Source organism: Stenotrophomonas maltophilia (genome assembly GCF_013464485.1).
GTDB lineage: Bacteria > Pseudomonadota > Gammaproteobacteria > Xanthomonadales > Xanthomonadaceae > Stenotrophomonas > Stenotrophomonas maltophilia_AW.
Genome location: NZ_RAUX01000013.1, coordinates 26,732 through 46,967 on the forward strand (window position 1 = coordinate 26,732; position 20,236 = coordinate 46,967).

Consider the following 20,236-nt stretch of genomic DNA (forward strand, 5'->3'; position numbering starts at 1 on the left):
GCACTTGCAGTTCCGGGTATTAGTAGTAATACTACTAATCATGGACCTAACCGACACCCAGCAGGCGATCCTGCAGTTGATCGCCGAGCGTATCGAGAGCGAAGGCGCACCGCCGTCGCAGACGGAAATCGCACGTGCGTTCGGCTTCAAGGGCGTGCGCGCGGCCCAGTACCACCTGGAGGCCCTGGAGCAGGCCGGTGCGATCCGTCGCATCCCGGGCCAGGCCCGCGGCATCCGCCTGGTGCAGGCGCCCCCGGTCGAGAAGCTGGCCGAGCCGGGCCTGCCTGACAGCGTGCTGCGCCTGCCGGTGCTGGGCCGGGTTGCGGCCGGCCTGCCGATCGGTGCCGATATCGGCTCGGACGACTTCGTGGTGCTGGACCGGGTGTTCTTCTCGCCGGCACCGGATTACCTGTTGAAGGTGCAGGGCGATTCGATGATCGACGAGGGCATCTTCGATGGTGACCTGATCGGCGTGCACCGCACCCGCGACGCCCATTCCGGGCAGATCGTGGTGGCGCGCATCGATGACGAGATCACCGTCAAGCTGCTGAAGATCGCCAAGGACCGCATCCGCCTGCTGCCGCGCAATCCCGATTACAAGCCGATCGAGGTGCTGCCGGATCAGGACTTCTCGATCGAGGGCCTCTATTGCGGCCTGCTGCGGCCCAACCGTTGACCAGTTCCATAGCGCATTACCCCGCGGTCTTTTGTGGCGATTCTCTGGTTCCACTGAGGTTGGTACGGATGTCCGATAATTCTTTTCAGAGCGCCGGGCAGAATCTCAGCCTGTGCGATACGTCCGACTTAAAGTGAGCCCATGGCAAAGAAGACCCCCAAAGACAGCACCTCCAACGACACGACCTCTGCAAGGACCCATCCGATGGACGAGAACAAGAAGCGCGCCCTCGCTGCAGCTCTGGGCCAGATCGAAAAGCAGTTCGGCAAGGGCTCGGTGATGCGCATGGGCGACCGCGTGGTCGAGCCCGTCGAAGCCATCCCGACCGGTTCGCTGATGCTCGACATCGCACTGGGCATTGGCGGTCTGCCGAAGGGCCGTGTCGTCGAGATCTACGGGCCGGAATCCTCGGGCAAGACCACCCTGACCCTGCAGGCCATCGCCGAATGCCAGAAAATGGGCGGCACCGCAGCCTTCATCGACGCCGAGCACGCGCTGGACCCGATCTACGCCGCCAAGCTGGGCGTAAACGTGGACGACCTGCTGCTGTCGCAGCCGGATACCGGCGAGCAGGCGCTGGAAATCGCCGACATGCTGGTCCGTTCGGGTTCGGTCGACATCCTGGTGATCGACTCGGTCGCCGCGCTGACCCCGAAGGCCGAAATCGAAGGCGAGATGGGCGATCAGCTGCCGGGCCTGCAGGCCCGCCTGATGAGCCAGGCGCTGCGCAAGCTGACTGGCAACATCAAGCGCTCCAACACCCTGGTGATCTTCATCAACCAGCTGCGTATGAAGATCGGCGTGATGATGCCGGGCCAGAGCCCGGAAACCACCACCGGCGGCAATGCGCTGAAGTTCTACGCCTCGGTCCGCCTGGACATCCGTCGCATCGGCGCGATCAAGAAGGGCGACGAGATCATCGGCAACCAGACCAAGATCAAGGTCGTCAAGAACAAGCTGGCACCGCCGTTCAAGCAGGTCATCACCGAGATCCTGTATGGCGAAGGCATCAGCCGTGAAGGCGAACTGATCGACATGGGTGTGGATGCCAAGCTGGTCGAGAAGGCTGGCGCCTGGTACAGCTACGGTGAAGAACGCATTGGCCAGGGCAAGGACAACGCCCGCGGCTACCTGCGCGATAACCCGGCCGTCGCCGCCAAGCTCGAGGCCGAGCTGCGCGAGAAATTCCAGCCGGCCGAAGCGGCCCGCGAGGAAGGCGACGACGAAGGCGACGACGAGTAAGGCTTGCTGTGGGGCAGGGCGGCGCCGTCAGTGACGTCGCCCTGTCCCGCAGGTTCGAATCGCCCAGGGATGGGCTGGGTGCCACGGATGGCGCCACCCTTGGAGTACCCATGTCCGACGCCGAAGACATTCCGACCGGCCGCAAGCGCCGGCCGCGTGAGCAGACCCCCGTGCAACGAGCGCTGGGCCTGCTGGTCCGTCGCGAGCACTCGCGCAAGGAACTCACCCGCAAGCTGACCGCCCGTGGCATCGAAGACGAAGCCGCGCAGGCGGCTGTCGCCAAGCTGACCGAGGCCGGCTGGCAGGACGACACCCGTTTTGCCGAGAACCTGGTGCGGATGCGCGCCAACACCGGCTATGGGCCGATCCATGTCCGTGCCGAGCTGGGGACCCACGGCCTGGACAGTGCCGCGATTGCTGCGGCGATGGACAGCTATGAAGGAGACTGGCAGGAAAACGCCCGTGATCTGGTCCGCCGACGCTTCGGCGAGGCCGGCCCGAAGGACCTGGTGCAGCGGCGCAAGGCCGCCGATCTGCTGGCCCGACGCGGCTTCGACGGCGACAGCATCCGCCGCGCGACCCGCTACGACCCGGATGACTGAGACTGGCGGCGCCGGGCCTGATACCCTTTAGGTTTTCGGCGGTCCCTCGCGACCCTGGCCAACGCGGCCGGTGGTCCGGGTCCGCCGGCCCGCAGACTGCCAGCCCCCAATGAACGCATCCGCCAAATTCACGACTTCCCAGATCCGCAGCGACTTCCTTGAATTCTTCAAGGGCAAAGGCCACACCATCGTGCCGTCGGCGCCGCTGGTGCCGGGCAATGATCCCACCCTGCTGTTCACCAACTCCGGCATGGTGCAGTTCAAGGACGTGTTCCTTGGCGCGGAGAAGCGCAGCTATGTGCGTGCAGCCGACGTCCAGCGCTGCCTGCGCGCGGGCGGTAAGCACAACGACCTCGACCAGGTCGGCTACACCGCACGCCATCACACCTTCTTCGAAATGCTGGGCAACTGGTCCTTTGGCGACTACTTCAAGAAGGACGCGATCGCCTGGGCCTGGGAACTGCTGACCCAGGTCTGGAAGCTGCCAGCCGAGCGCCTGCTGGTCACCGTGTACCAGACCGACGACGAAGCCTACGAACTGTGGCGCGACATGGTCGGCATTCCGGAAGCGCGTATCGTGCGCATCGGCGACAACAAGGGTGCGCCGTTCGCTTCGGACAACTTCTGGCAGATGGCCGACACTGGCCCCTGTGGCCCGTGCACCGAGATCTTCTACGACCACGGCGACCATATCGCCGGCGGTCCCCCGGGTTCCCCGGATGAAGACGGTGACCGCTTCATCGAAATCTGGAACCTGGTGTTCATGCAGTTCGACCGCCAGCCGGATGGCACCCTGGTGCCGCTGCCGGCACCGTGCGTGGACACTGGCATGGGCTTGGAACGCCTGGCGGCGATCCTGCAGCACGTGCACACCAACTACGAGATCGACCTGTTCCAGGCACTGATCCGCAAGGCTTCCGAGCTGACCGGCACCGCCGACCTGGAAAACAAGTCGCTGCGCGTGATCGCCGATCACATCCGCGCCTGCTCGTTCCTGATCGTCGATGGCGTGCTGCCGTCCAATGAAGGCCGTGGCTACGTGCTGCGCCGTATCATCCGCCGCGCCCTGCGCCACGGCTGGATGCTGGGCGTGCGCCAGCCGTTCTTCAGCAAGCTGGTACCGACCCTGGTCGAGCAGATGGGCGAGGCCTATCCGGAACTGCCGGCAGCAGTAGACACCGTCACCCGTGCGCTGCAGGCCGAGGAAGAGCGTTTCGCTGAAACCCTCGACGCCGGCATGAAGATCTTCGAGGACGTCGCGGGCAAGGCCAGCAATGGCGTGATCCCGGGCGTTGACGCCTTCCGCCTGTACGACACCTATGGCTTCCCGCTCGACCTGACCCAGGACATCGCCCGCGAGCGCGACCTGACGGTCGACATCGCCGGCTTCGATGCTGCGATGGAGCAGCAGCGCGAAACCGCACGTGCGGCCGGCAAGTTCGGCGGCGGCGTGACCCTGCCGGCGGAGCTGGTTGCGACCCTCAGCCCGACCCGGTTCCTGGGCTATGACCGCCTGCAGGCCGATGGCCTGACCGTGCTGGCCGTGCTGAAGGACGGTCGACCGGTGCAGTCGGCCGATGCCGGTGACGCCGTCATCGTGATCACCGACCAGACCCCTTTCTATGCCGAGTCCGGCGGCCAGGTCGGTGACACCGGCGTGCTGACCGGCAACGGCGTGCGCCTGGCGGTGGACGATACCCAGAAGTTCGCTGGCCAGTTCCACGGCCACGTCGGCACCCTGTCCGAAGGCGGCCTGAAGGTCGGCGACGTCCTGTCCGGCCAGGTCGATGGCGAGCGCCGTGGCGCCACCATCCTCAACCACTCGGCCACCCACCTGCTGCACGCCGCCCTGCGCGAAGTGCTGGGCACCCACGTGCAGCAGAAGGGCTCGCTGGTCGCTCCGGACCGCCTGCGTTTCGACTTCTCGCACTTCCAGCCGATCAGCGCGGAAGAGCTTGCCGTGATCGAGCGCAAGGTCAACCAGCAGGTGCGCGCCAACAACGCCGCCGAAGTGCACAACATGGGCATGCAGGAAGCGCTGGACTTCGGTGCGATGGCGCTGTTCGGCGAGAAGTACGGCGAGCACGTGCGCGTGCTGAAGATGGGTGACTACTCCACCGAGCTGTGCGGCGGTACCCACGTCAACCGTACCGGCGACATCGGCCTGTTCAAGATCACCTCCGAGGGTGGTGTCTCCGCCGGCGTGCGCCGCATCGAGGCGGTTACCGGCCAGGGCGCCCTGGATTACGTGGACGCCGAAGAGGCCCGCCTGGCCGAGGCCGCTGAACTGCTCGGCGGTAGCGCTACCGACGTGGTCGAGAAGATCCGTGCCCTTGGCCAGCGCCAGAAGCAGCTGGAGCGCGAACTGGAAGCCGTGAAGGCCAAGGTCGCCGCAGGTGCCACGGCCGACCTGTCCAGCCAGGCCGTCGAGGTTGCCGGCGTGAAGGTGCTGGCGGCCCGCCTGGAGGGCTTCGATGCCAAGGCCCTTCGTGACGCCGTGGACCGCCTCAAGCAGCAGCTGGGCAACGCGGTGATCGTGCTGGCCGGCGCCCAGGACGGCAAGGCCGCCCTGGTCGCGGGTGTGAACGGCAGTGCAATGGGCAAGGTCAAGGCCGGGGAACTGTTGTCCCATATCGCCAGTCAGATCGGGGGCAAGGGCGGCGGACGCCCGGACCTCGCCCAGGGTGGTGGCGAGGACGGGCCCGCCCTTGCCACTGCGCTGGCTGCAGTCGTCGAATGGGTCAGCCCCCGCCTGTGATGAACCTGGCCGTCCCCCTCCTTGTAGGAGCGGGATGGCTGACGGTACCATTGCGAATCTTTTCCCTTTGTCGTGGTAGCGCTTCTTGACGGAGCGTCAAGCCGGTGGGGGATACCCTTCCACACGGTTCCATGGAGACTTACAAAAATGTTGATCCTGACTCGCCGCGTCGGCGAAACCCTGATGATCGGTGACTCGGTGAGCGTCACCGTGCTTGGCGTCAAGGGTAACCAGGTGCGTATCGGCATCACCGCGCCGAAGGACGTCGCTGTGCATCGCGAAGAGATCTATCAGCGCATCCAGCGCGGTGACGAAGCCGGTGGCACCGGTAGCGAAAATTCTGCCGAATAACGCTTTACCTTCGCACTCGATTAACGTTATGATTCACGCCCCGCTGAGGTGCAACGCACCAGACGCGGAGAAAACCCCGGAGTGATGCCCGAGTGGCCGAAGGGGCTCCCCTGCTAAGGGAGTATAGGGTCAAAAGCTCTATCGAGGGTTCGAATCCCTCTCACTCCGCCAGATACAAAGAAGCGCCTGCAGATCCTCGATCTGCAGGCGTTTTTCTTTATGGCGGCACTCATTGCCGGTGCACCACCCACTGATCATCGATCAATGGATGGTGCTTCGGATGCCCCCGGCTCAGAGCCTTACCGTCACCCCCACCTGGAACCCACGCCCCGGCAACGGCGCGATGTATTTCAGCGGCGAGTTGTGCGGGCGTGCTTCCTCGTTGAGCAGGTTGCTGCCATTGACGAACACTTCCATGCCGGCGATGTAGCTGTTGCGTACCGGCAGTTCGCGGCTGACCTGCAGGTCGACCAGATTGAACGCATCCAGCGGCACTTCCTCGCTGACGTTGCGGCCGAGGTACTTCTGCGTGTCGTAATAGGTGCTGGACAGCTGCGCCTTCCAGCCTTCGCGCTGCCACTGCAGGTTGGCACCGTAGCGGTTGGTCGGCATGTTCGGCAGGTACTCGCCATCGTTGTGGGCGCGCAGCGAATCGGGGCGATCGGCCTTGTTCTTCACCAGGTCGGCGAAGGCGGAGAGGTTCAACGTGCCATAGCGGCCCAGATCCAGAGCCTGCGATGCGTCGATCTCGAAGCCCTTCACCGTGGTGTCGGTCTGCTTCCAGTATTTCAGCGGCAGGCGGTTGGCCGTCTGCACGCCGGAATAGCCGAGGTAGAGATAGTTCCCGTACTTCATCCGGTAGGCGGTGGCAGACAGTTCGAAACCGCCGACGTGGAACAGGCCGGTCAGCTCCAGGTTCTTCGCGCGTTCCGGCTCAAGGTTCTGGTTGCCTTCTTCCTGGGTCATGACCGAGTAATGCGCGTTGCTCGCATACAACTCGTTGATCTCCGGTGCGCGCTGCGAGGACGAGTAGCGCACCTTGGCGGCGAACAACGGACCGAGCTCGACATACGAACCCAGGCTGTAGCTGTTGAGCCGGTAGGAACGATCCTGCAGTTTCCTGTTGGCAGCATTGCGCGCGGTCTTGAAGCGGCTCGGCTGCAGTTCGTGATCGACACGCTCGTGGCGCACGCCGGCATTGAAGGTGGCCCAGCCGACGTCCAGCGTTTCCTTCAGGAACACCGCGTTGCTGCGGGAGTCCACATCAGGCAGATAGCGCAGCGAGCCACTGCCGGTCACGTCACGCGACTGGTGGCTGAAACCGAGCAGGCCGCTGAGCGGTCCGATCCGCTGGTGGCTGAGCAGCAGTTCGGCCTGGGTACTCTCGAAATCGTAGTCGTTGGCTTTGGAAGCACCCAGCCGTTCGCCGGAGGTGTTGTCGAGCCTGGAAACGCGCAGTTCGGCACGCTCGAACCCCGGCAGCGGATCGCGCAGCAGTGCTTCCAGCGCGTAGCGCTGCTGCTTGATCACCACGCCCACCGGCAGCCCATCCTTGTAGTTGGAACCAAACGACAGGTTCTGCATCGAGAAGCCCGGCACGCCGTATTCGCTGTCCTTGGCATCAATGCTGACACCGACGTAGCCGCGATCGAAGAACAGCGTGGAGCCGAACGCCACCTGCGAGTTGCGCGCGTAGCTGTTGCCCAGCCGGTGATGGTAGTCGGGCGTCACATCGTTGTTGATCTGTTTCTGCACGTATGAGGGTGTGCCAGCAACATAGGCAGGATTGACCGGATTGATGTAGGTGCGGCGCTGCCAGACCGAAGTCGGGTTGTTGGTGTAGAACGAGAAATCACCGTCGGCCCAGTCCGGGTTCTCGGTCATGAACTGGTCGATGTAAGGCTGCGAGGCCTTGTTGTAGATCTGCTGCACGCGCGCTTCCTTCTGGCAGCTGTCGGCCAGCGCCGAGTTCACGCCACCGGTCGGCGGGAACAGGCGCGTGTTGCAGACACTGGCCTTGCTGTTGCCGGGGATGTCGTAGTGCGAGATGCGCTGGCGCGAGACCTGCAGGTTGGTCGAGACGTTGTGCTGGTTGTTGAAGTTCATGCGGAAGCCCTGCGCGTCGGCGGCATTGAAGCCCTTGCGCAGGACCAGTTCCATCGACTGGTCCTTGTCTTCCATGCTGCGCGAGATCAGGCCGGAGTCGATCTCCACGCTGCCGCCGATCGCGTTGCTACCGTAGCGCACGCTATCGGACGACTTGTTGACGGTGACGCTGCGTACGAACAGCGGGTCGAACGGAATGTTGATGTCGCCGCTGATCGCGTTCATGCCGAGGACGGACTGGCCATCCTGCAGGATCTGCACGCGGTTGCCGCCGAGACTGCGGATGACCGGCGCGCCGGCGTTCGGGCCGAAGGCGCTGCTCTGCACGCCGGAGACGTGCTCCAGCAGGTTGCCCAGGGTGCGGTTCTGCGCCTGCGGGTTGTCGACGGTGACCCGGCTGTCGATGCGCGAGGGTTGGGTGGCCTCGACCCGGAGGGTGGGAAGGGTGGGTTCGTCCGCGGCATGAGCGGACTGGATGGCGAACAGAATGGCTGCAGCAAGGAGATGACGACGCATGACACGATCCGTGAAAACAAGATGAAATGTTATAACGTCACCATTTATGTCAACAAGGGCGGATCGGGCCTTGCCACGAGGACTGGATATGAGAATGGTTCTCATATCAGAATGGCCGCAGATTCTCTGCAGGTGCACCATGCAAAGCCTCTCCCTTGCCGACCTCGATCGACTGGGCCGCAGCAGCGGCTTCCACTATCGGTTGCCTGCCGCGGCGTCAGCCGACGGGTCGGTCGAGCGTTGCGTGGTCCAGGGCAGGGTGGAGCAGCGATGCCTGCGTCCGGGGATGACGCTGGCGCTGTCGGACGTGATCGCCCATCAGCCGTTCGAGGCGACGTCGGAGTCGCCGCCGGCGTTCTCGGCGATCGTGATGATGGAGGGACGTGCAGGGGCCCGGTTGGCCGGGCAGACGGTGATCGGCATGAGCCCAGGTGCCGGCGCGATGGTGCTGGCCGAGGCCGCGCCGATGACCGCGATCCATCCCGCCGGGCAACGGATGCGCAGCCTGAACGTCTCGCTGGATGCACCGGCCGGGATCGACGACCCGGTGATCAGCGAACTGCTGTCCACTGCGCGCCGCACCGGCCAGCCCCGCCTGCACAGCTGGCAGGTGCCCGGGCATCTGGAGCACGCCGCCGATCAGGTGCTGTCGGGCACCTGGCACGGCGCGATGCATGCGCTGCTGTGCGAGGGTATCGGCCTGCAGGTGCTGGCACAGGCACTGGGCACACCTGCAGGGGATGCCTTGCCGGACCTGCGTGTTTCAGCGCGTGACCGCCGCATGCTGCAACGGGTAATCGATTGCCTGCAGGCTGCACCGGCCGCCGACCACAGCCTGGAGCAGCTGGCGCGCCTGGCCTGCATGAGCCCGAGCAGCCTGCGCCTGAAGTTCCAGCAGGTGCACCAATGTTCCGTGTTTGGCTGGCTGCGCGAGCGGCGCCTGCAACTGGCCTGCGAACAGCTGCGACAAGGCTGCAGCGTGCAGCAGGCCGCACATCGGGTCGGCTATCGGCACGCCACCAACTTCGCGACCGCGTTCCGTGCACGTTACGGCATCGCACCCAGCCAGTTCCGCTGAATCCGGATCAGCGTCGGCAGCGCGCATACACCTGCTGCGTCCGCGCATACCTGCGCTCACGCTCAGATGACAATAATTCTCATCCAGCCTTTCTCCCCTGCTGGATCTCCCATGCCTGCCTGTACCCGCCCGAGTGCCCTGGCAACCGCCATCGGCGCGACCCTGGCGCTGTTCAACGCCGCCCACGCCGCCGAGCGTGCCACGACCGCGACAACCTCGCAGCTGCCGACCGTGCAGGTCACTGCCGACCTTGATGGCAGCACCGAAACGTCGCGTTCCTACACCACCGATTCCATGAGCACGGCGACCGGGTTGTCGCTGACCTCGCGGCAGACGCCACAGTCGGTCAGCGTCATCACCCGCCAGCAGATCGAGGACCGCGGGCTGCTCAGCACCGCCGATGCATTGGCCACCGCGCCGGGCATCTCGGTCACGCGCAGCGATGCCAACCGCTACTCGTTCTCGGCGCGCGGCTTCGACATCGACAACTACCAGTTCGATGGCGTGGTCATGCCGGTGCTGTCGCCGTGGAATTTCGGCGAGAACAACCTGGACATGGTGGTGTACGACCGCATCGAGATCGTACGCGGCGCCAATGGCCTGATGACCGGTGCCGGCAATCCTTCAGCGGCGGTGAACTATGTGCGCAAGCGTCCGCTGCGTGATTTCGCCGCCAGTGGTGGCATCAGCCTCGGCAGCTGGGACGCGCGCCGCGCCTGGGTGGACGTGTCCAGCCCCCTCAGCCGGGAAGGGCGGGTGCGTGGCCGCGTGGTCGCCGCGCAGGCCGAGGGCGACAGCTACACCGCTGGCCTGGACACCACCGCGAAGACGCTCTACGGCGTGATCAGCGTGGACCTGGGCGAGGACACCGGATTGATCGCCGGTATTTCCTACCAGGGCAACGACAATCGTGGCTTCGGCAGCGGCTTCGCGCTGTTCAACGCCGACGGCACGCGTACCCGCTTCGACCGCTCGGTATCGGCCACCGCACCGTGGGCACGGATGACCACCGATACCCGCAACGGCTTCTTCGATTTCAACCATCGTTTCGGCAACGACTGGCAGGCACGCGTGTCCTACAGCCGCTCGCATACCGACATGGAGATGAAGCATCTCTACCGGGGCGGCTATCCCGATCCGGCTACCGGGGCGATGCCCAATGGCAACAGCTTCACTCGTTACGACGGCCCAGTGCGCCGCGAGGCGGTCAGTGTCAGCCTGACCGGTCCGTTCCAGCTGTTCGGCCGCCAGCACACTGCGTCGGTCGGCTGGTCGCGCTCGCGTGACGAGATCGCGCTGGGGCAGTACCGCGCGTTGGCGCCGTTGCCACCGCTGGCCAGCTATTTCGACTGGCACGGGCCGGGCACGCCGGAGCCGGTGTGGGCCAGCAGCACGACCCAGGCCGATGATCTGGACAACCACCAGAGTGGTGCCTATGCAGTGGCACGGTTGTCGCTGGCCGATCCGCTGCATGTGATCGTCGGTGGCCGCCTGAGCAACTGGGAGACCGACCAAGTCTACTTCGGCAGCAAGCGGAAGTACCGCTACCGCAACGAATTCGTACCGTATGCCGGTGTGGTCTGGGACCTGAACGACTACAGCAGCGCGTATGCCAGCTACACCGGCATCTTCAAACCACAGAACAACCGCAATGAATCCGGGCAGTTCCTCGACCCGGTCAGCGGCCGCAGCTATGAGCTGGGCCTCAAGGGCAGCTGGTTGCAGGAGCGCTTGAATGCCTCGGCGGCACTGTTCCGCACCCAGCAGGACAACCTTGCCGAAGCTACCAGTGGGCTGGTCGAGGGCAGTACGCAGGCGGCGTATCGTGCGGTGAAGGGCGCAACGGTGGACGGCCTGGAAGTGGAACTGGCCGGTGAGCCGCTGCCGGGATGGAGCCTGGGCACCAGCTTCACCACCTTCATCGCGCAGGACGCGCAGGGCAGGGCGATCAACACCGCCAAGCCGCGCAGCCTGTTCAAGCTGTTCACCACCTGGCGACTGCCCGGTACCTGGGACCGGCTGACCATCGGCGGTGGCGTGGACTGGCAGAACCGCATGTACCAGACCGCCACTGCGCCAGGGAACCGGCGGGTGCCGGTGGAGCAGCCCAGCTACGCACTGGTGAACCTGATGGCGCGCTACCAGTTCAGCTCCAATGTGTCGGCGGCGGTCAACATCAACAACCTGTTCGACCGCCATTACTACTCGCAGATCGGCTTCTACAACCAGGGCTGGTACGGCGCGCCGCGAAACGTGATGTTCACGGTGAAGGTCGGCTATTAAGTTACGGCGTTGCCCTCCGTTCAGCGCCCTGCCTTGTGCGGGGCACCGATGCTGTGCACGATCCGGATGCTGCGCCCCACAGCGCTTCACGCAGCATCTTCTTCACGGGAACGGAGCAACGTATGAAGCTGCTGTCCGCTGTGTTGTTGTCTGCGCTTTCGATCTCCGCCGTTCCGGCGCTGGCGGTGGAAGCTTCGCCCTCACCGCTGCTGGGGCGCTGGTCGCTGGACATTGCTACCTCGGCGCTGCCCGAGGCGCAGCGCCCGAAACAGGTGGTGCTGGAATTCAAGGATGCCGGGAGTGGACGCTGGAGTTCGCACGTCGACATCGTCCTGCACGACGGCAAGACCATGAAGTCCGATGGCACGCTGTCCCTCGACGGCACGCCGGGCGTCTTGTCCGGCACCTACGGCGCAGACAAGGCCAACCTGAAACTGCCGGCGCCGAACACCCTGGTGATGCAGCTGGTGGACCACGGTACGCCAGCGTCCACCCGCATCTATACAGTAGCGGCCGACCGCACGACGATGACCGAGACCAAGGCGTTCTACGGCCACGACGGTACCCCGATCCTGCAGACCAATCTGTTCAAGCGGATGCCGTAGCGACGTCGTCTGCACCACGCCTGCACAGCGGGCGTGGTGCATGCAGCAGCCTTACATCGCAGCCGGATCGCGCTTGCCGGTGTCGATGCCGTACCTGTCGATGGCCTCCTGCATTCGCGAACGCTCGATGCGGCCTTCGTCGGCCAGGGATTTCAGGGCCGCCAGCAGGACGAAGTGGCGATCCACTTCGAAGAACGTGCGCAGCGACTCACGCGTGTCGGAGCGGCCGAAGCCATCGGTGCCCAGTGCGGTGAAGCGGCGGTCGTTGATGAAGGGACGGATCTGGTCGCCGACGATCTTCATGTAGTCGGTGGCCACCACCACCGGGCCGTCGTGGCCCTGCAGGCACTGCTGCACGTAGGGCACGCGCGGCTCTTCGGCCGGATGCAGCAGGTTCCAGCGTTCGGCGGCCAGGCCATCGCGGCGTAGTTCGGTCAGGCTGGTCGCGCTCCACACATCGCTGGCGACGCCGAAGTCATGCTGCAGCAGCTCTGCCGCGGCTTCCACTTCGCGCAGGATCGAGCCACTGCCGATCAGCTGCACGCGTGGCCGGGTGGTGTCGGCGACCGCCGGGTGCAGCAGGTACAGGCCCTTCAGGATGCCCGCTTCGGCGCCCTCGGGCAGGGCCGGCTGCGGATAGTTCTCGTTGAGTACGGTGATGTAGTAGTAGATGTCTTCCTGGTCGACATACATGCGGCGCAGGCCATCGTGGATGATCACCGCCAGCTCGTAGTTGAAGGTCGGGTCGTACGATACGCAGCTCGGAATCACCGACGACAGCACGTGGCTGTGGCCGTCATCATGCTGCAGGCCTTCGCCCATCAGCGTGGTGCGGCCCGACGTCGCGCCGAGCAGGAAGCCGCGGGTACGTGCATCGGCAGCGGCCCAGGCCAGGTCACCGACGCGCTGCAGGCCGAACATCGAGTAGAAGATGTAGAACGGAATCGTGGCCAGGCCATGGTTGCTGTAGGCAGTGCCGGCGGCGATCCACGAACAGATCGCACCGGATTCGTTGATGCCTTCCTGCAGGATCTGGCCGTCCTTGGCTTCCTTGTAATAGCTCAGCTGGCCGGCATCCTGCGGGGTGTACAGCTGGCCCAGGTAGGAGTGGATGCCGATCTGGCGGAACAGGCCCTCCATGCCGAAGGTGCGCGATTCATCGGGCACGATCGGAATCACCAGCCTGCCCAGGTCCGGGTCCTTCAGCAGGCTGGTGAGGATGCGCACGAAGCCCATGGTGGTGGACTGGCCGCGATCGCCGCTGCCCTGCAGCTGGGTGTTGAAGATCGACAGCGGTGGCAGCGGCAGCGGATCGACCTTGGCCAGGCGCGCCGGTAACTGCCCACCCTGGATGCGGCGGCGCTCGGCGAAGTAGGCCGCCTCGGCGCTGCCCGGTTCCGGGCGCAGATAGGGCATCTCTTCCAGCTGTTCGTCGCTGACCGGCAGGTTGAAGCGGTCACGGAAGGCGCGCACCGCGTCGGCGCTCATCTTCTTCAGCTGGTGGTTGATGTTCTGGCCTTCGCCGGCTTCGCCCATGCCGAAACCCTTGACCGTCTTGGCCAGGATCACCGTCGGCCGGCCGCTGGTGTTGACGGCCTGCTCGTAGGCGGCGAACACCTTATGCGGATCATGGCCACCACGCGCCAGACCCCAGATATCGTCGTCGCTCATGTGCGCGACCAGCTCCAGCAGCTCGGGGTAGCGGCCGAAGAAGTGTTCGCGCACGTAGGCGCCGCTCTGCGACTTGAAGGTCTGGTAGTCGCCGTCCACGCACTCCATCATGCGCTGGCGCAGCAGGCCGCTGTGGTCGCGGGCCAGCAGGTCGTCCCAGCCGCTGCCCCAGATCAGCTTGATCACGTTCCAGCCGGCCGCACGGAAGGTGCCTTCCAGTTCCTGGATGACCTTGGCGTTGCCGCGTACCGGCCCGTCCAGACGTTGCAGGTTGCAGTTGACCACGAACACGATGTTGTCCAGCCGCTCGCGGCCAGCCAGCGAGATCGCCGCCAGCGATTCGGGCTGGTCCATCTCGCCGTCGCCGAGGAAGGCCCAGACCTTGCGGCCCTGGTGTTCCTTCAGGCCGCGGTATTCCAGGTAACGCATGTAGCGCGCCTGGTAGGCGGCGGTGAGTGGCCCCAGGCCCATCGACACGGTGGGGAACTGCCAGAACTCCGGCATCAGGCGTGGGTGTGGATACGAGGACAGGCCTTCGCGGCCGGCTTCGCGGCGGAAGTTGTCCATCCGTGCGGGATCGATGCGGCCCTCTACGTACGCGCGGCCATAGATGCCCGGCGCCGAGTGGCCCTGGATATAGATCATGTCGCCGTCGAAGGTGTCGGTGCGGCCACGGAAGAAGTGGTCGAAGCCCACGTCGTACAGCACTGCCGCGGACTGGTAGGTGGCGATGTGGCCGCCGACGTTGGAATGCTTGCCGGCACGCAGCACCATCACCATCGCGTTCCAGCGGATCATCGCGTTCAGGCGGCGCTCGATGGCCAGGTCGCCCGGGTAGGCCGGCTGGCGCTCGGGCGGGATGGTGTTGACGTAGGCCGTCCAGGCGCGGGTATGCAGGTCGCCGTGCTGCTGGGCATCCAGCTCGCTCAGCTGGTCGATGAGGTAATGCGCGCGTGGCCGGCCGCCGGCCCGCATCACCGCCTCCAGCGATTCACGCCACTCCCGCGTTTCCAGCGGGTCGGTATCGAAGGGGATCAGGGCTTGGTTCATGACTGTCTCCAGAGGGCGCCGGTCGGACGTCTGCCTGGGCGACAACACCGGCAGGGCGCACAGCACTGGAGCGGGGTCGCAACGGCGGGGCCGTGACGCGAAGGGCGGCCGTGGTGGCCACCGAGAAGACAAGCGTAGGTGCGTGCCCGGATCGCGGGTAGACGGGCGCGGCTTGGGTCTCTGGCAAGCAAGGGTTGGCACGGGGCGCCGTATCATGGCCGGGCGCGCCGGGTGCGGCCGCTGATCAGGCCGGGGACAGGCCCGGGAAGAACATCGGGATGACCGCCACACCAACCCCCAGCAGGCACCAGGCCACGATCGGCAGCCAGCCCGAGAGCTGCTGGCAGCGTTCCGGCAAGCGGCGTCCTCCGATCCACAGCAGCAGGGTGAGCAGGCCCAGCGCGTAGGCGAGGGCGACGACCACCGGATGCACGTGGACGACACGGCTGGGCGGCCACATCTGCTGCTGGTAGGCGGTGGTGTGGGCGACCAGCAGCAGGAACAGCAGGCTGCTGAGGGTGTTGATGGCGGTGCGGGCGTTCATTGCGGGGCACTCCTTGTGCCGGCTGCTGGAAACTGCAGGGGCGGCATTCTAGCGGCTGCGTGCCGGCAGTTGAAACGCCACTGTCATCGATGGCCGTCACCCTGCGGGGCTTTCCAGCCTTGGGGTGGTTGGCCGGCCGTGAACAGCGTGAGGATCTGGGAGAAGAGCTATGCGCTGCGGCGGCGGCTGCTGCGCGGCTTCTTCCTGCGCCGGGGTTCTGCCAGCGAAGATGCCGAGGATCTGGCGCAGGAGGTTTACCTGCGGCTGCTGCGCAGCACCGGTGAGCATGCCGACGCGGTCGAGAACCCGGAAGCCTACCTGTTCACCGTGGCCGCCAATCTTGCACGGGAGCACGCGCGCGCACGTTCGTCGCTGCCGCCGCTGGAGGACGTCGACCTCCTGGCCGAAGTGTTGAAGAGCGAAGAAGACATCGAAGGCGAATTCGAGCGCGCGCAGCGGTGGAGCGATATCCGCAGCACCATCGCACGGCTGCCGGCGACCACGCGGCGGGTGATGGAGCTGCATTATCGCGACGGGCTGGACTGCCCGGCAATCAGCCAGCAGCTGCAGGTCTCGGTGCACATGGTGCGCAAGCATATCGGCAAGGGGCTGGACGCCTGCAGGAAGGCGCTGGGCGCCAGGGAGCTCACATGAAACGGAATCCATCGGGTGCGGCCGACGACGTGATCGCCAGCGAGGCCATGGACTGGTTCCAGCGCAATCGCGAGGGCGTGCTGGGCGAAGCCGAGCGGGTTGCGTTGCTGGACTGGATGAAGCGCTCGCCGGAGCATGTGCGCGCCTATATGCACGCCCTCGCACTGCACCGGCAGGTTGGTGAGGCGCTGCAATCGGCATTGGCTGAAGAGGCCTCGGTGCCGCCACAGCAGGCCGCTGCCAAGGTCGTGCCGCTGTTCGGACACGCACAGGCCCCGCTGCGCAGTGCGCCGCACAGCCGTCGCACGCGTTGGTGGGTGGCGGCTGCCGCAGCCTGTATCGCCCTGCTCGGCGTGGGCCTGGTACCGCAGCTGATGCCCACCGAGCAGCTGTACAGCGCCGACCATGGTGAACTGCGTGACCTGGTGCTGCCCGATCAGACCCAGGTGCGGCTGAACGCGGACAGCCGCCTGCGGGTGCGCATGGGCGGGTTCAGCCGCAGGGCGGAACTGCTGCAGGGCGAGGCGACGTTCGACATCGCCCAGGACCGACGGCCGTTCGAGGTGCAGGTGAACGGATTGCAGATCCGCGATATCGGCACGGTGTTCGACGTGTCGCGACGGCTGCAGGGCACCCGCATCGGTGTGGTATCCGGCGAGGTGGAAGTGTGGAGCCACGGTGCGGATGCGCGGCGTCTTGCACAACTGGGTAAAGGTCAGGTGGTGCAGGTCGACGCGCGCAGCCATGCGGTCGAGTCGTTGGATGTGCCGTTGTCGATGCTGCTGGACTGGCAGCAACGCAAGGTCTCTTTCCTGGACGAGCGGCTGGATGAGGTGGCCGCCGCCTTTAACCGCCACAACCAGGTGCAGGTTCGGGTGCTGGATGAAGGTGCGGCGTCGGCGCGGTTGTCCGGCAGCCTGGACGCGCATCGCATCGGTGCGCTGCAGGCCTTCCTCGAGCGCGATCCGCGTTTCGTGGTGCGGCGCGAAGGCGACACCGTGCGGGTTGGCAGTCGCTGAGGTCGACATGGCCGTGGGTTGTCAGAAAAAATTCATCAAATCCGCGTTCTCCACTTCGGTGGATGCGGGCTCTTACTTGGGAGAAGCCGCTGCCGAGTCACGCAGCGGCACCTGCTGCTTTCTCTCTTCCAAGGACCCGTGATGCGCAACACGCTTTACCTGTCGATCATCCTCGCGCTGTCTCCCTGCAGCGTGCCGCTGGCGGCTGCGGCCACTGCCGATGGCCTCGAGGCCCGCGTTTCGGCGCCGATCGCGGCGCAGCCGCTGGCGCGCGCGCTGGAGCAGTTGTCGCGCAGTTCCGGCGTGCAGTTCCTGTATTCGGGCAGTGGTGAAGTGCACATGGCCGGGGCGGTGCCGCGCGGTGCCACCGTCAAGCAGGCGCTGGACGCGCTGCTGGCAGGGACCAGCCTGGGCTACACCGTGGTGGATGGCAACGTCATCGCCATTGATCCTGCGCCGGCACACAACGAACCGAAGCCGGCCGCGCCGAAGCCGCGCGAGGCCGAAGCGGTGGTGGCGCCGACCCTGGGCACGGTGAAGGTGATTGCTGCGCATGAGGTGATCGACCAGAAGAAGACCTCGCCGGTGATCAAGGATTCGGTGGTCTACGACGAGATGGACAGCTACGGCGACGAGACCCTGGCCGAGAGCCTGATGGCCGCGCCGGGCCTGAGTGCCGTGGAGGATGCCGGTGAGCCCCGTTACGTGACGGTGCGTGGCGTGCAGGCCAACCTCAACTACACCACCATCGATGGCATCGCGATTGCCAGCGTGGGTGGCAGTGGCTCGGGTGAGCGCATGAACAACCTGCAGCTGATTCCCAGCGACATCGGCACCCGCACCGACATCTACAAGAGCTTCAGCGCGGAGCAGGCGCCGGATGCGATCGGCGGCGTGATCGACATCATCAGCCGCAGTGCCTTCGACCGGTCCGGCAAGTACGTGTTCGCCGATGTGGCCGGCATCTATTCCACGGCCGAGACCAATGTCGAGCGCAGTGCCGGTGGCAACCACGAGACCCTGGGGCATTTCGGCAAGAGCGCCAAGATGGTGTTCTCCAACCAGTTCGGTGCCGACCAGGAATTCGGCCTTGTTGCGGTAGCGCGCTATGAGCAGCGTTCGCGCAACAGCGTCAAGCGCTGGGTGGAGTCGAACTACTACTACAACGACGCCGGCAAGTACCTCACCGACGGCACCACCGGGCCGGACGAGGCCAAGGGCTGGAACGGGCTGCGTGCGCCTGGCAACTTCAGCACCGGTACCTATACCAACTTCATCACCAATTTCGGAGGCTCGGCCAAGCTGGAGTGGAAGCCGTCGGACGATCCGTTCTACGCGTCGCTGCTGCTCTACTCGTACCGGTTCTACGAGAACTCGACGATGAACAAGACCGATCTGTACGGGAACGCCAAGTTCCCGATCCGCAACCAGACCGAAGACAGCGGCACCGCCCAGATCAACAGCATCTACATCAAGAACCGCCACGACCGCTGGGACCGCAGCAACCGTGGCGCCATCGCCAGCTTCAACTGGGATATCGGTGATCGCTCGCGGCTGACCCTGCGCGGTGGCCACACCGAAGAGACCTTCCACAACAACCAGGTCTACTGGGGTGTGCGCGCCTACCCAAGCAATCTGTTCGTCGACTACGAGAACGACAGCCACGGCTTCCCGAACGCAGTGGCGGTTTCCGATTCCAGCCTGCTGACCAGCTCGGCGTTCAAGCTGAACCCGGCACAGGCCTATGTCTCGCCGCGCGACGCCAAGGAGAGCATCGACAACCTGCGTGCCGACTTCAGCTACAACATCGACGCCGATGCGCGTGGCTTCGGCCTGGCCGCCGGCGCCGAATACCGCCATCTGAAGATCTGGCAGGACATCGACTTCGACTACTTCAAGAGCAGTGCCACGCTCAACGATTACCTGTATCCGGGTTCGACGCTGCTGGGCAGCGTGCCGGGCTTCCCGCTGATCGACAACCGCAAGTGGAACGAGGAACTGCTGCCGAAACTGGGCAACAACAATGCGGCGTATCCAAATGCCAACTTCACCAGCGACTACAAGTACGTGGAGGACATCACCAATGCCTACTTGTCCGCACACTACGCCTGGGACCGGCTGCTGCTGATCGGCGGCCTGCGCTACGACCACACCCGCTTCGATGCCTACAGCCCATTCAGCGATGATGGCGGCACTACGTATACCTCTGCCTTCCGCAATACGAGCGGTGGCTACAGCAACCTGCTGCCTTCATTGAATGCGACGTTCAAGTTGAGCGAGGACCAGCGCCTGCGCTTCTCCGCCAGCCGAACGCTGGGCCGGCCGACACCCAGCAACATCGCCCAGGCCACCAGCACCAGCTGTGGTGATGACGAGGAGGGCAGGGGCTTCTGCACGATCAAGCAGGGCAACGCCAACCTGCAGCCGCGACGTTCCACTAACATCGACCTGGCGTGGGACCTGTACTTCAATGGCAATAACGGCCTGGTCTCGATCGCGCTGTTCGACAAGGTGATCAAGGACGACATCTACACCCTGACCACCTTCGAGAACGTGGGTGACACGCGCTACCGGGTCACCCAGCCGATGAACGCCGATGAGTCCAGGCTGCGCGGCGTCGAGTTCGCGGTCGCCAACCGCAACCTGCAGTGGGGCCGCCAGCGCTTCGACATGTACTTCAACGCGACGCGGCTGGAAGGCCAGACCAACTACCGCATCAGTGATGGTACCGAGCGTCGCCTGGACCGTCTGTTGTACCAGCCGGACTGGTCGCTCAACGGCTCGGTGATCTGGCGCATGCCGTGGAAGAGCGCGCAGCTGCGTCTGTCTGGCACCTACCGCAGCCGGATGCTGGTCGACTTTGGTGATACCCAATGGCTGGATTCGTACTACGACCCGTACGTGACCTTCAACATGGCCTTCAGCCACAAGGTCAGCAGGCACGTGACGCTGAAGTACGAGGCCAAGAACCTGTTCAACACGCAGCCGACCTACAGCACCGGTCCGAATGGGCGCTTCCGTACCGAGATCGACGACTACGGCCGCTTCTTCTACTTCCACATCATCTACAACTGAGGGCGC

Annotated in this window: 14 protein-coding genes and 1 tRNA gene; 12 read left to right on the forward strand and 3 right to left on the reverse strand. The window is 65.0% G+C overall.

Annotation, left to right across the window (positions count from 1 at the left end; all coding sequences use genetic code 11):
* The first annotated feature begins 40 nt into the window (after positions 1 to 40).
* The 6 genes from lexA to D7Y61_RS06415 all read left to right on the forward strand — a co-directional run bounded on the left by lexA (position 41) and on the right by D7Y61_RS06415 (position 5,800).
* On the forward strand, positions 41 to 676 hold the full coding sequence (lexA, locus tag D7Y61_RS22465; protein ID WP_032128412.1) for a transcriptional repressor LexA: 636 nt from the start codon (positions 41 to 43) through the stop codon (positions 674 to 676).
* Positions 677 to 880: 204 nt separating this feature from the next.
* Positions 881 to 1,918 (forward strand): recombinase RecA, encoded by a 1,038-nt coding sequence (gene recA, locus D7Y61_RS06395; protein WP_180865607.1) that lies wholly within the window; start codon positions 881 to 883, stop codon positions 1,916 to 1,918.
* Between the two features lie 110 nt (positions 1,919 to 2,028).
* Positions 2,029 to 2,520, forward strand: coding sequence for a recombination regulator RecX (recX, locus tag D7Y61_RS06400; RefSeq protein ID WP_180865585.1), 492 nt, complete (start codon positions 2,029 to 2,031; stop codon positions 2,518 to 2,520).
* A gap of 109 nt (positions 2,521 to 2,629) precedes the next feature.
* Positions 2,630 to 5,278, forward strand: a complete 2,649-nt coding sequence (gene alaS, locus D7Y61_RS06405) for an alanine--tRNA ligase (protein ID WP_180865586.1) — start codon at positions 2,630 to 2,632, stop codon at positions 5,276 to 5,278.
* 147 nt (positions 5,279 to 5,425) lie between these two features.
* Positions 5,426 to 5,629: a carbon storage regulator CsrA gene (gene csrA / locus D7Y61_RS06410; RefSeq protein ID WP_004152909.1), complete on the forward strand. Its 204-nt coding sequence runs from the start codon at positions 5,426 to 5,428 to the stop codon at positions 5,627 to 5,629.
* A gap of 78 nt (positions 5,630 to 5,707) precedes the next feature.
* A tRNA-Ser gene (locus tag D7Y61_RS06415) sits at positions 5,708 to 5,800 on the forward strand.
* 120 nt (positions 5,801 to 5,920) lie between these two features.
* Here the strand turns inward: D7Y61_RS06415 and D7Y61_RS06420 are convergent.
* Complete coding sequence (locus D7Y61_RS06420; RefSeq protein WP_180865587.1) at positions 5,921 to 8,251, reverse strand: TonB-dependent receptor domain-containing protein; 2,331 nt, start codon at positions 8,249 to 8,251, stop codon at positions 5,921 to 5,923.
* A 139-nt stretch (positions 8,252 to 8,390) separates the two neighbouring features.
* Between D7Y61_RS06420 and D7Y61_RS06425 the strand changes: the two genes are divergently transcribed.
* The 3 genes from D7Y61_RS06425 to D7Y61_RS06435 all read left to right on the forward strand — a co-directional run bounded on the left by D7Y61_RS06425 (position 8,391) and on the right by D7Y61_RS06435 (position 12,217).
* Positions 8,391 to 9,329, forward strand: coding sequence for a helix-turn-helix transcriptional regulator (locus D7Y61_RS06425; protein ID WP_180865588.1), 939 nt, complete (start codon positions 8,391 to 8,393; stop codon positions 9,327 to 9,329).
* 111 nt (positions 9,330 to 9,440) lie between these two features.
* Positions 9,441 to 11,612, forward strand: a complete 2,172-nt coding sequence (gene fauA / locus D7Y61_RS06430; RefSeq protein ID WP_180865589.1) for a TonB-dependent alcaligin siderophore receptor FauA — start codon at positions 9,441 to 9,443, stop codon at positions 11,610 to 11,612.
* A 122-nt stretch (positions 11,613 to 11,734) separates the two neighbouring features.
* A complete protein-coding gene (locus D7Y61_RS06435) occupies positions 11,735 to 12,217 on the forward strand; it encodes a LuxR family transcriptional regulator (protein ID WP_180865590.1) in 483 nt (160 codons plus the stop codon).
* 51 nt (positions 12,218 to 12,268) lie between these two features.
* Here the strand turns inward: D7Y61_RS06435 and aceE are convergent, their stop codons facing one another.
* Both aceE and D7Y61_RS06445 read right to left on the reverse strand, forming a co-directional pair.
* On the reverse strand, positions 12,269 to 14,938 hold the full coding sequence (gene aceE / locus D7Y61_RS06440) for a pyruvate dehydrogenase (acetyl-transferring), homodimeric type (protein WP_180865591.1): 2,670 nt from the start codon (positions 14,936 to 14,938) through the stop codon (positions 12,269 to 12,271).
* A 244-nt stretch (positions 14,939 to 15,182) separates the two neighbouring features.
* Complete coding sequence (locus D7Y61_RS06445) at positions 15,183 to 15,482, reverse strand: hypothetical protein (protein WP_032128423.1); 300 nt, start codon at positions 15,480 to 15,482, stop codon at positions 15,183 to 15,185.
* Positions 15,483 to 15,620: 138 nt separating this feature from the next.
* On the opposite strand from D7Y61_RS06445, the gene D7Y61_RS06450 reads away from it, so the two are divergent.
* The 3 genes from D7Y61_RS06450 to D7Y61_RS06460 all read left to right on the forward strand — a co-directional run bounded on the left by D7Y61_RS06450 (position 15,621) and on the right by D7Y61_RS06460 (position 20,230).
* Positions 15,621 to 16,136 carry an RNA polymerase sigma factor gene (locus tag D7Y61_RS06450; RefSeq protein WP_032128424.1) on the forward strand — a complete coding sequence of 172 codons (516 nt, stop codon included), beginning with the start codon at positions 15,621 to 15,623 and terminating at the stop codon, positions 16,134 to 16,136.
* Positions 16,133 to 17,155: a FecR family protein gene (locus tag D7Y61_RS06455; protein ID WP_180865592.1), complete on the forward strand. Its 1,023-nt coding sequence runs from the start codon at positions 16,133 to 16,135 to the stop codon at positions 17,153 to 17,155. Before D7Y61_RS06450 ends, D7Y61_RS06455 begins: the two co-directional genes overlap by 4 nt.
* A 141-nt stretch (positions 17,156 to 17,296) precedes the next feature.
* Positions 17,297 to 20,230: a TonB-dependent receptor gene (locus tag D7Y61_RS06460; RefSeq protein WP_180865593.1), complete on the forward strand. Its 2,934-nt coding sequence runs from the start codon at positions 17,297 to 17,299 to the stop codon at positions 20,228 to 20,230.
* The last annotated feature ends 6 nt before the right edge of the window (positions 20,231 to 20,236 follow it).

Excerpts from the sequence above, each read along its gene's own strand:
- lexA (WP_032128412.1), top strand. The coding sequence starts at position 41 with ATGGACCTAACCGACACCCAGCAGGCGATCCTGCAGTTGATCGCCGAG.
- recA (WP_180865607.1), top strand. The coding sequence starts at position 881 with ATGGACGAGAACAAGAAGCGCGCCCTCGCTGCAGCTCTGGGCCAGATC.
- recX (WP_180865585.1), top strand. The coding sequence starts at position 2,029 with ATGTCCGACGCCGAAGACATTCCGACCGGCCGCAAGCGCCGGCCGCGT.
- alaS (WP_180865586.1), top strand. The coding sequence starts at position 2,630 with ATGAACGCATCCGCCAAATTCACGACTTCCCAGATCCGCAGCGACTTC.
- csrA (WP_004152909.1), top strand. The coding sequence starts at position 5,426 with ATGTTGATCCTGACTCGCCGCGTCGGCGAAACCCTGATGATCGGTGAC.
- D7Y61_RS06420 (WP_180865587.1), bottom strand. The coding sequence starts at position 8,251 with ATGCGTCGTCATCTCCTTGCTGCAGCCATTCTGTTCGCCATCCAGTCC.
- D7Y61_RS06425 (WP_180865588.1), top strand. The coding sequence starts at position 8,391 with ATGCAAAGCCTCTCCCTTGCCGACCTCGATCGACTGGGCCGCAGCAGC.
- fauA (WP_180865589.1), top strand. The coding sequence starts at position 9,441 with ATGCCTGCCTGTACCCGCCCGAGTGCCCTGGCAACCGCCATCGGCGCG.
- D7Y61_RS06435 (WP_180865590.1), top strand. The coding sequence starts at position 11,735 with ATGAAGCTGCTGTCCGCTGTGTTGTTGTCTGCGCTTTCGATCTCCGCC.
- aceE (WP_180865591.1), bottom strand. The coding sequence starts at position 14,938 with ATGAACCAAGCCCTGATCCCCTTCGATACCGACCCGCTGGAAACGCGG.
- D7Y61_RS06445 (WP_032128423.1), bottom strand. The coding sequence starts at position 15,482 with ATGAACGCCCGCACCGCCATCAACACCCTCAGCAGCCTGCTGTTCCTG.
- D7Y61_RS06455 (WP_180865592.1), top strand. The coding sequence starts at position 16,133 with ATGAAACGGAATCCATCGGGTGCGGCCGACGACGTGATCGCCAGCGAG.
- D7Y61_RS06460 (WP_180865593.1), top strand. The coding sequence starts at position 17,297 with ATGCGCAACACGCTTTACCTGTCGATCATCCTCGCGCTGTCTCCCTGC.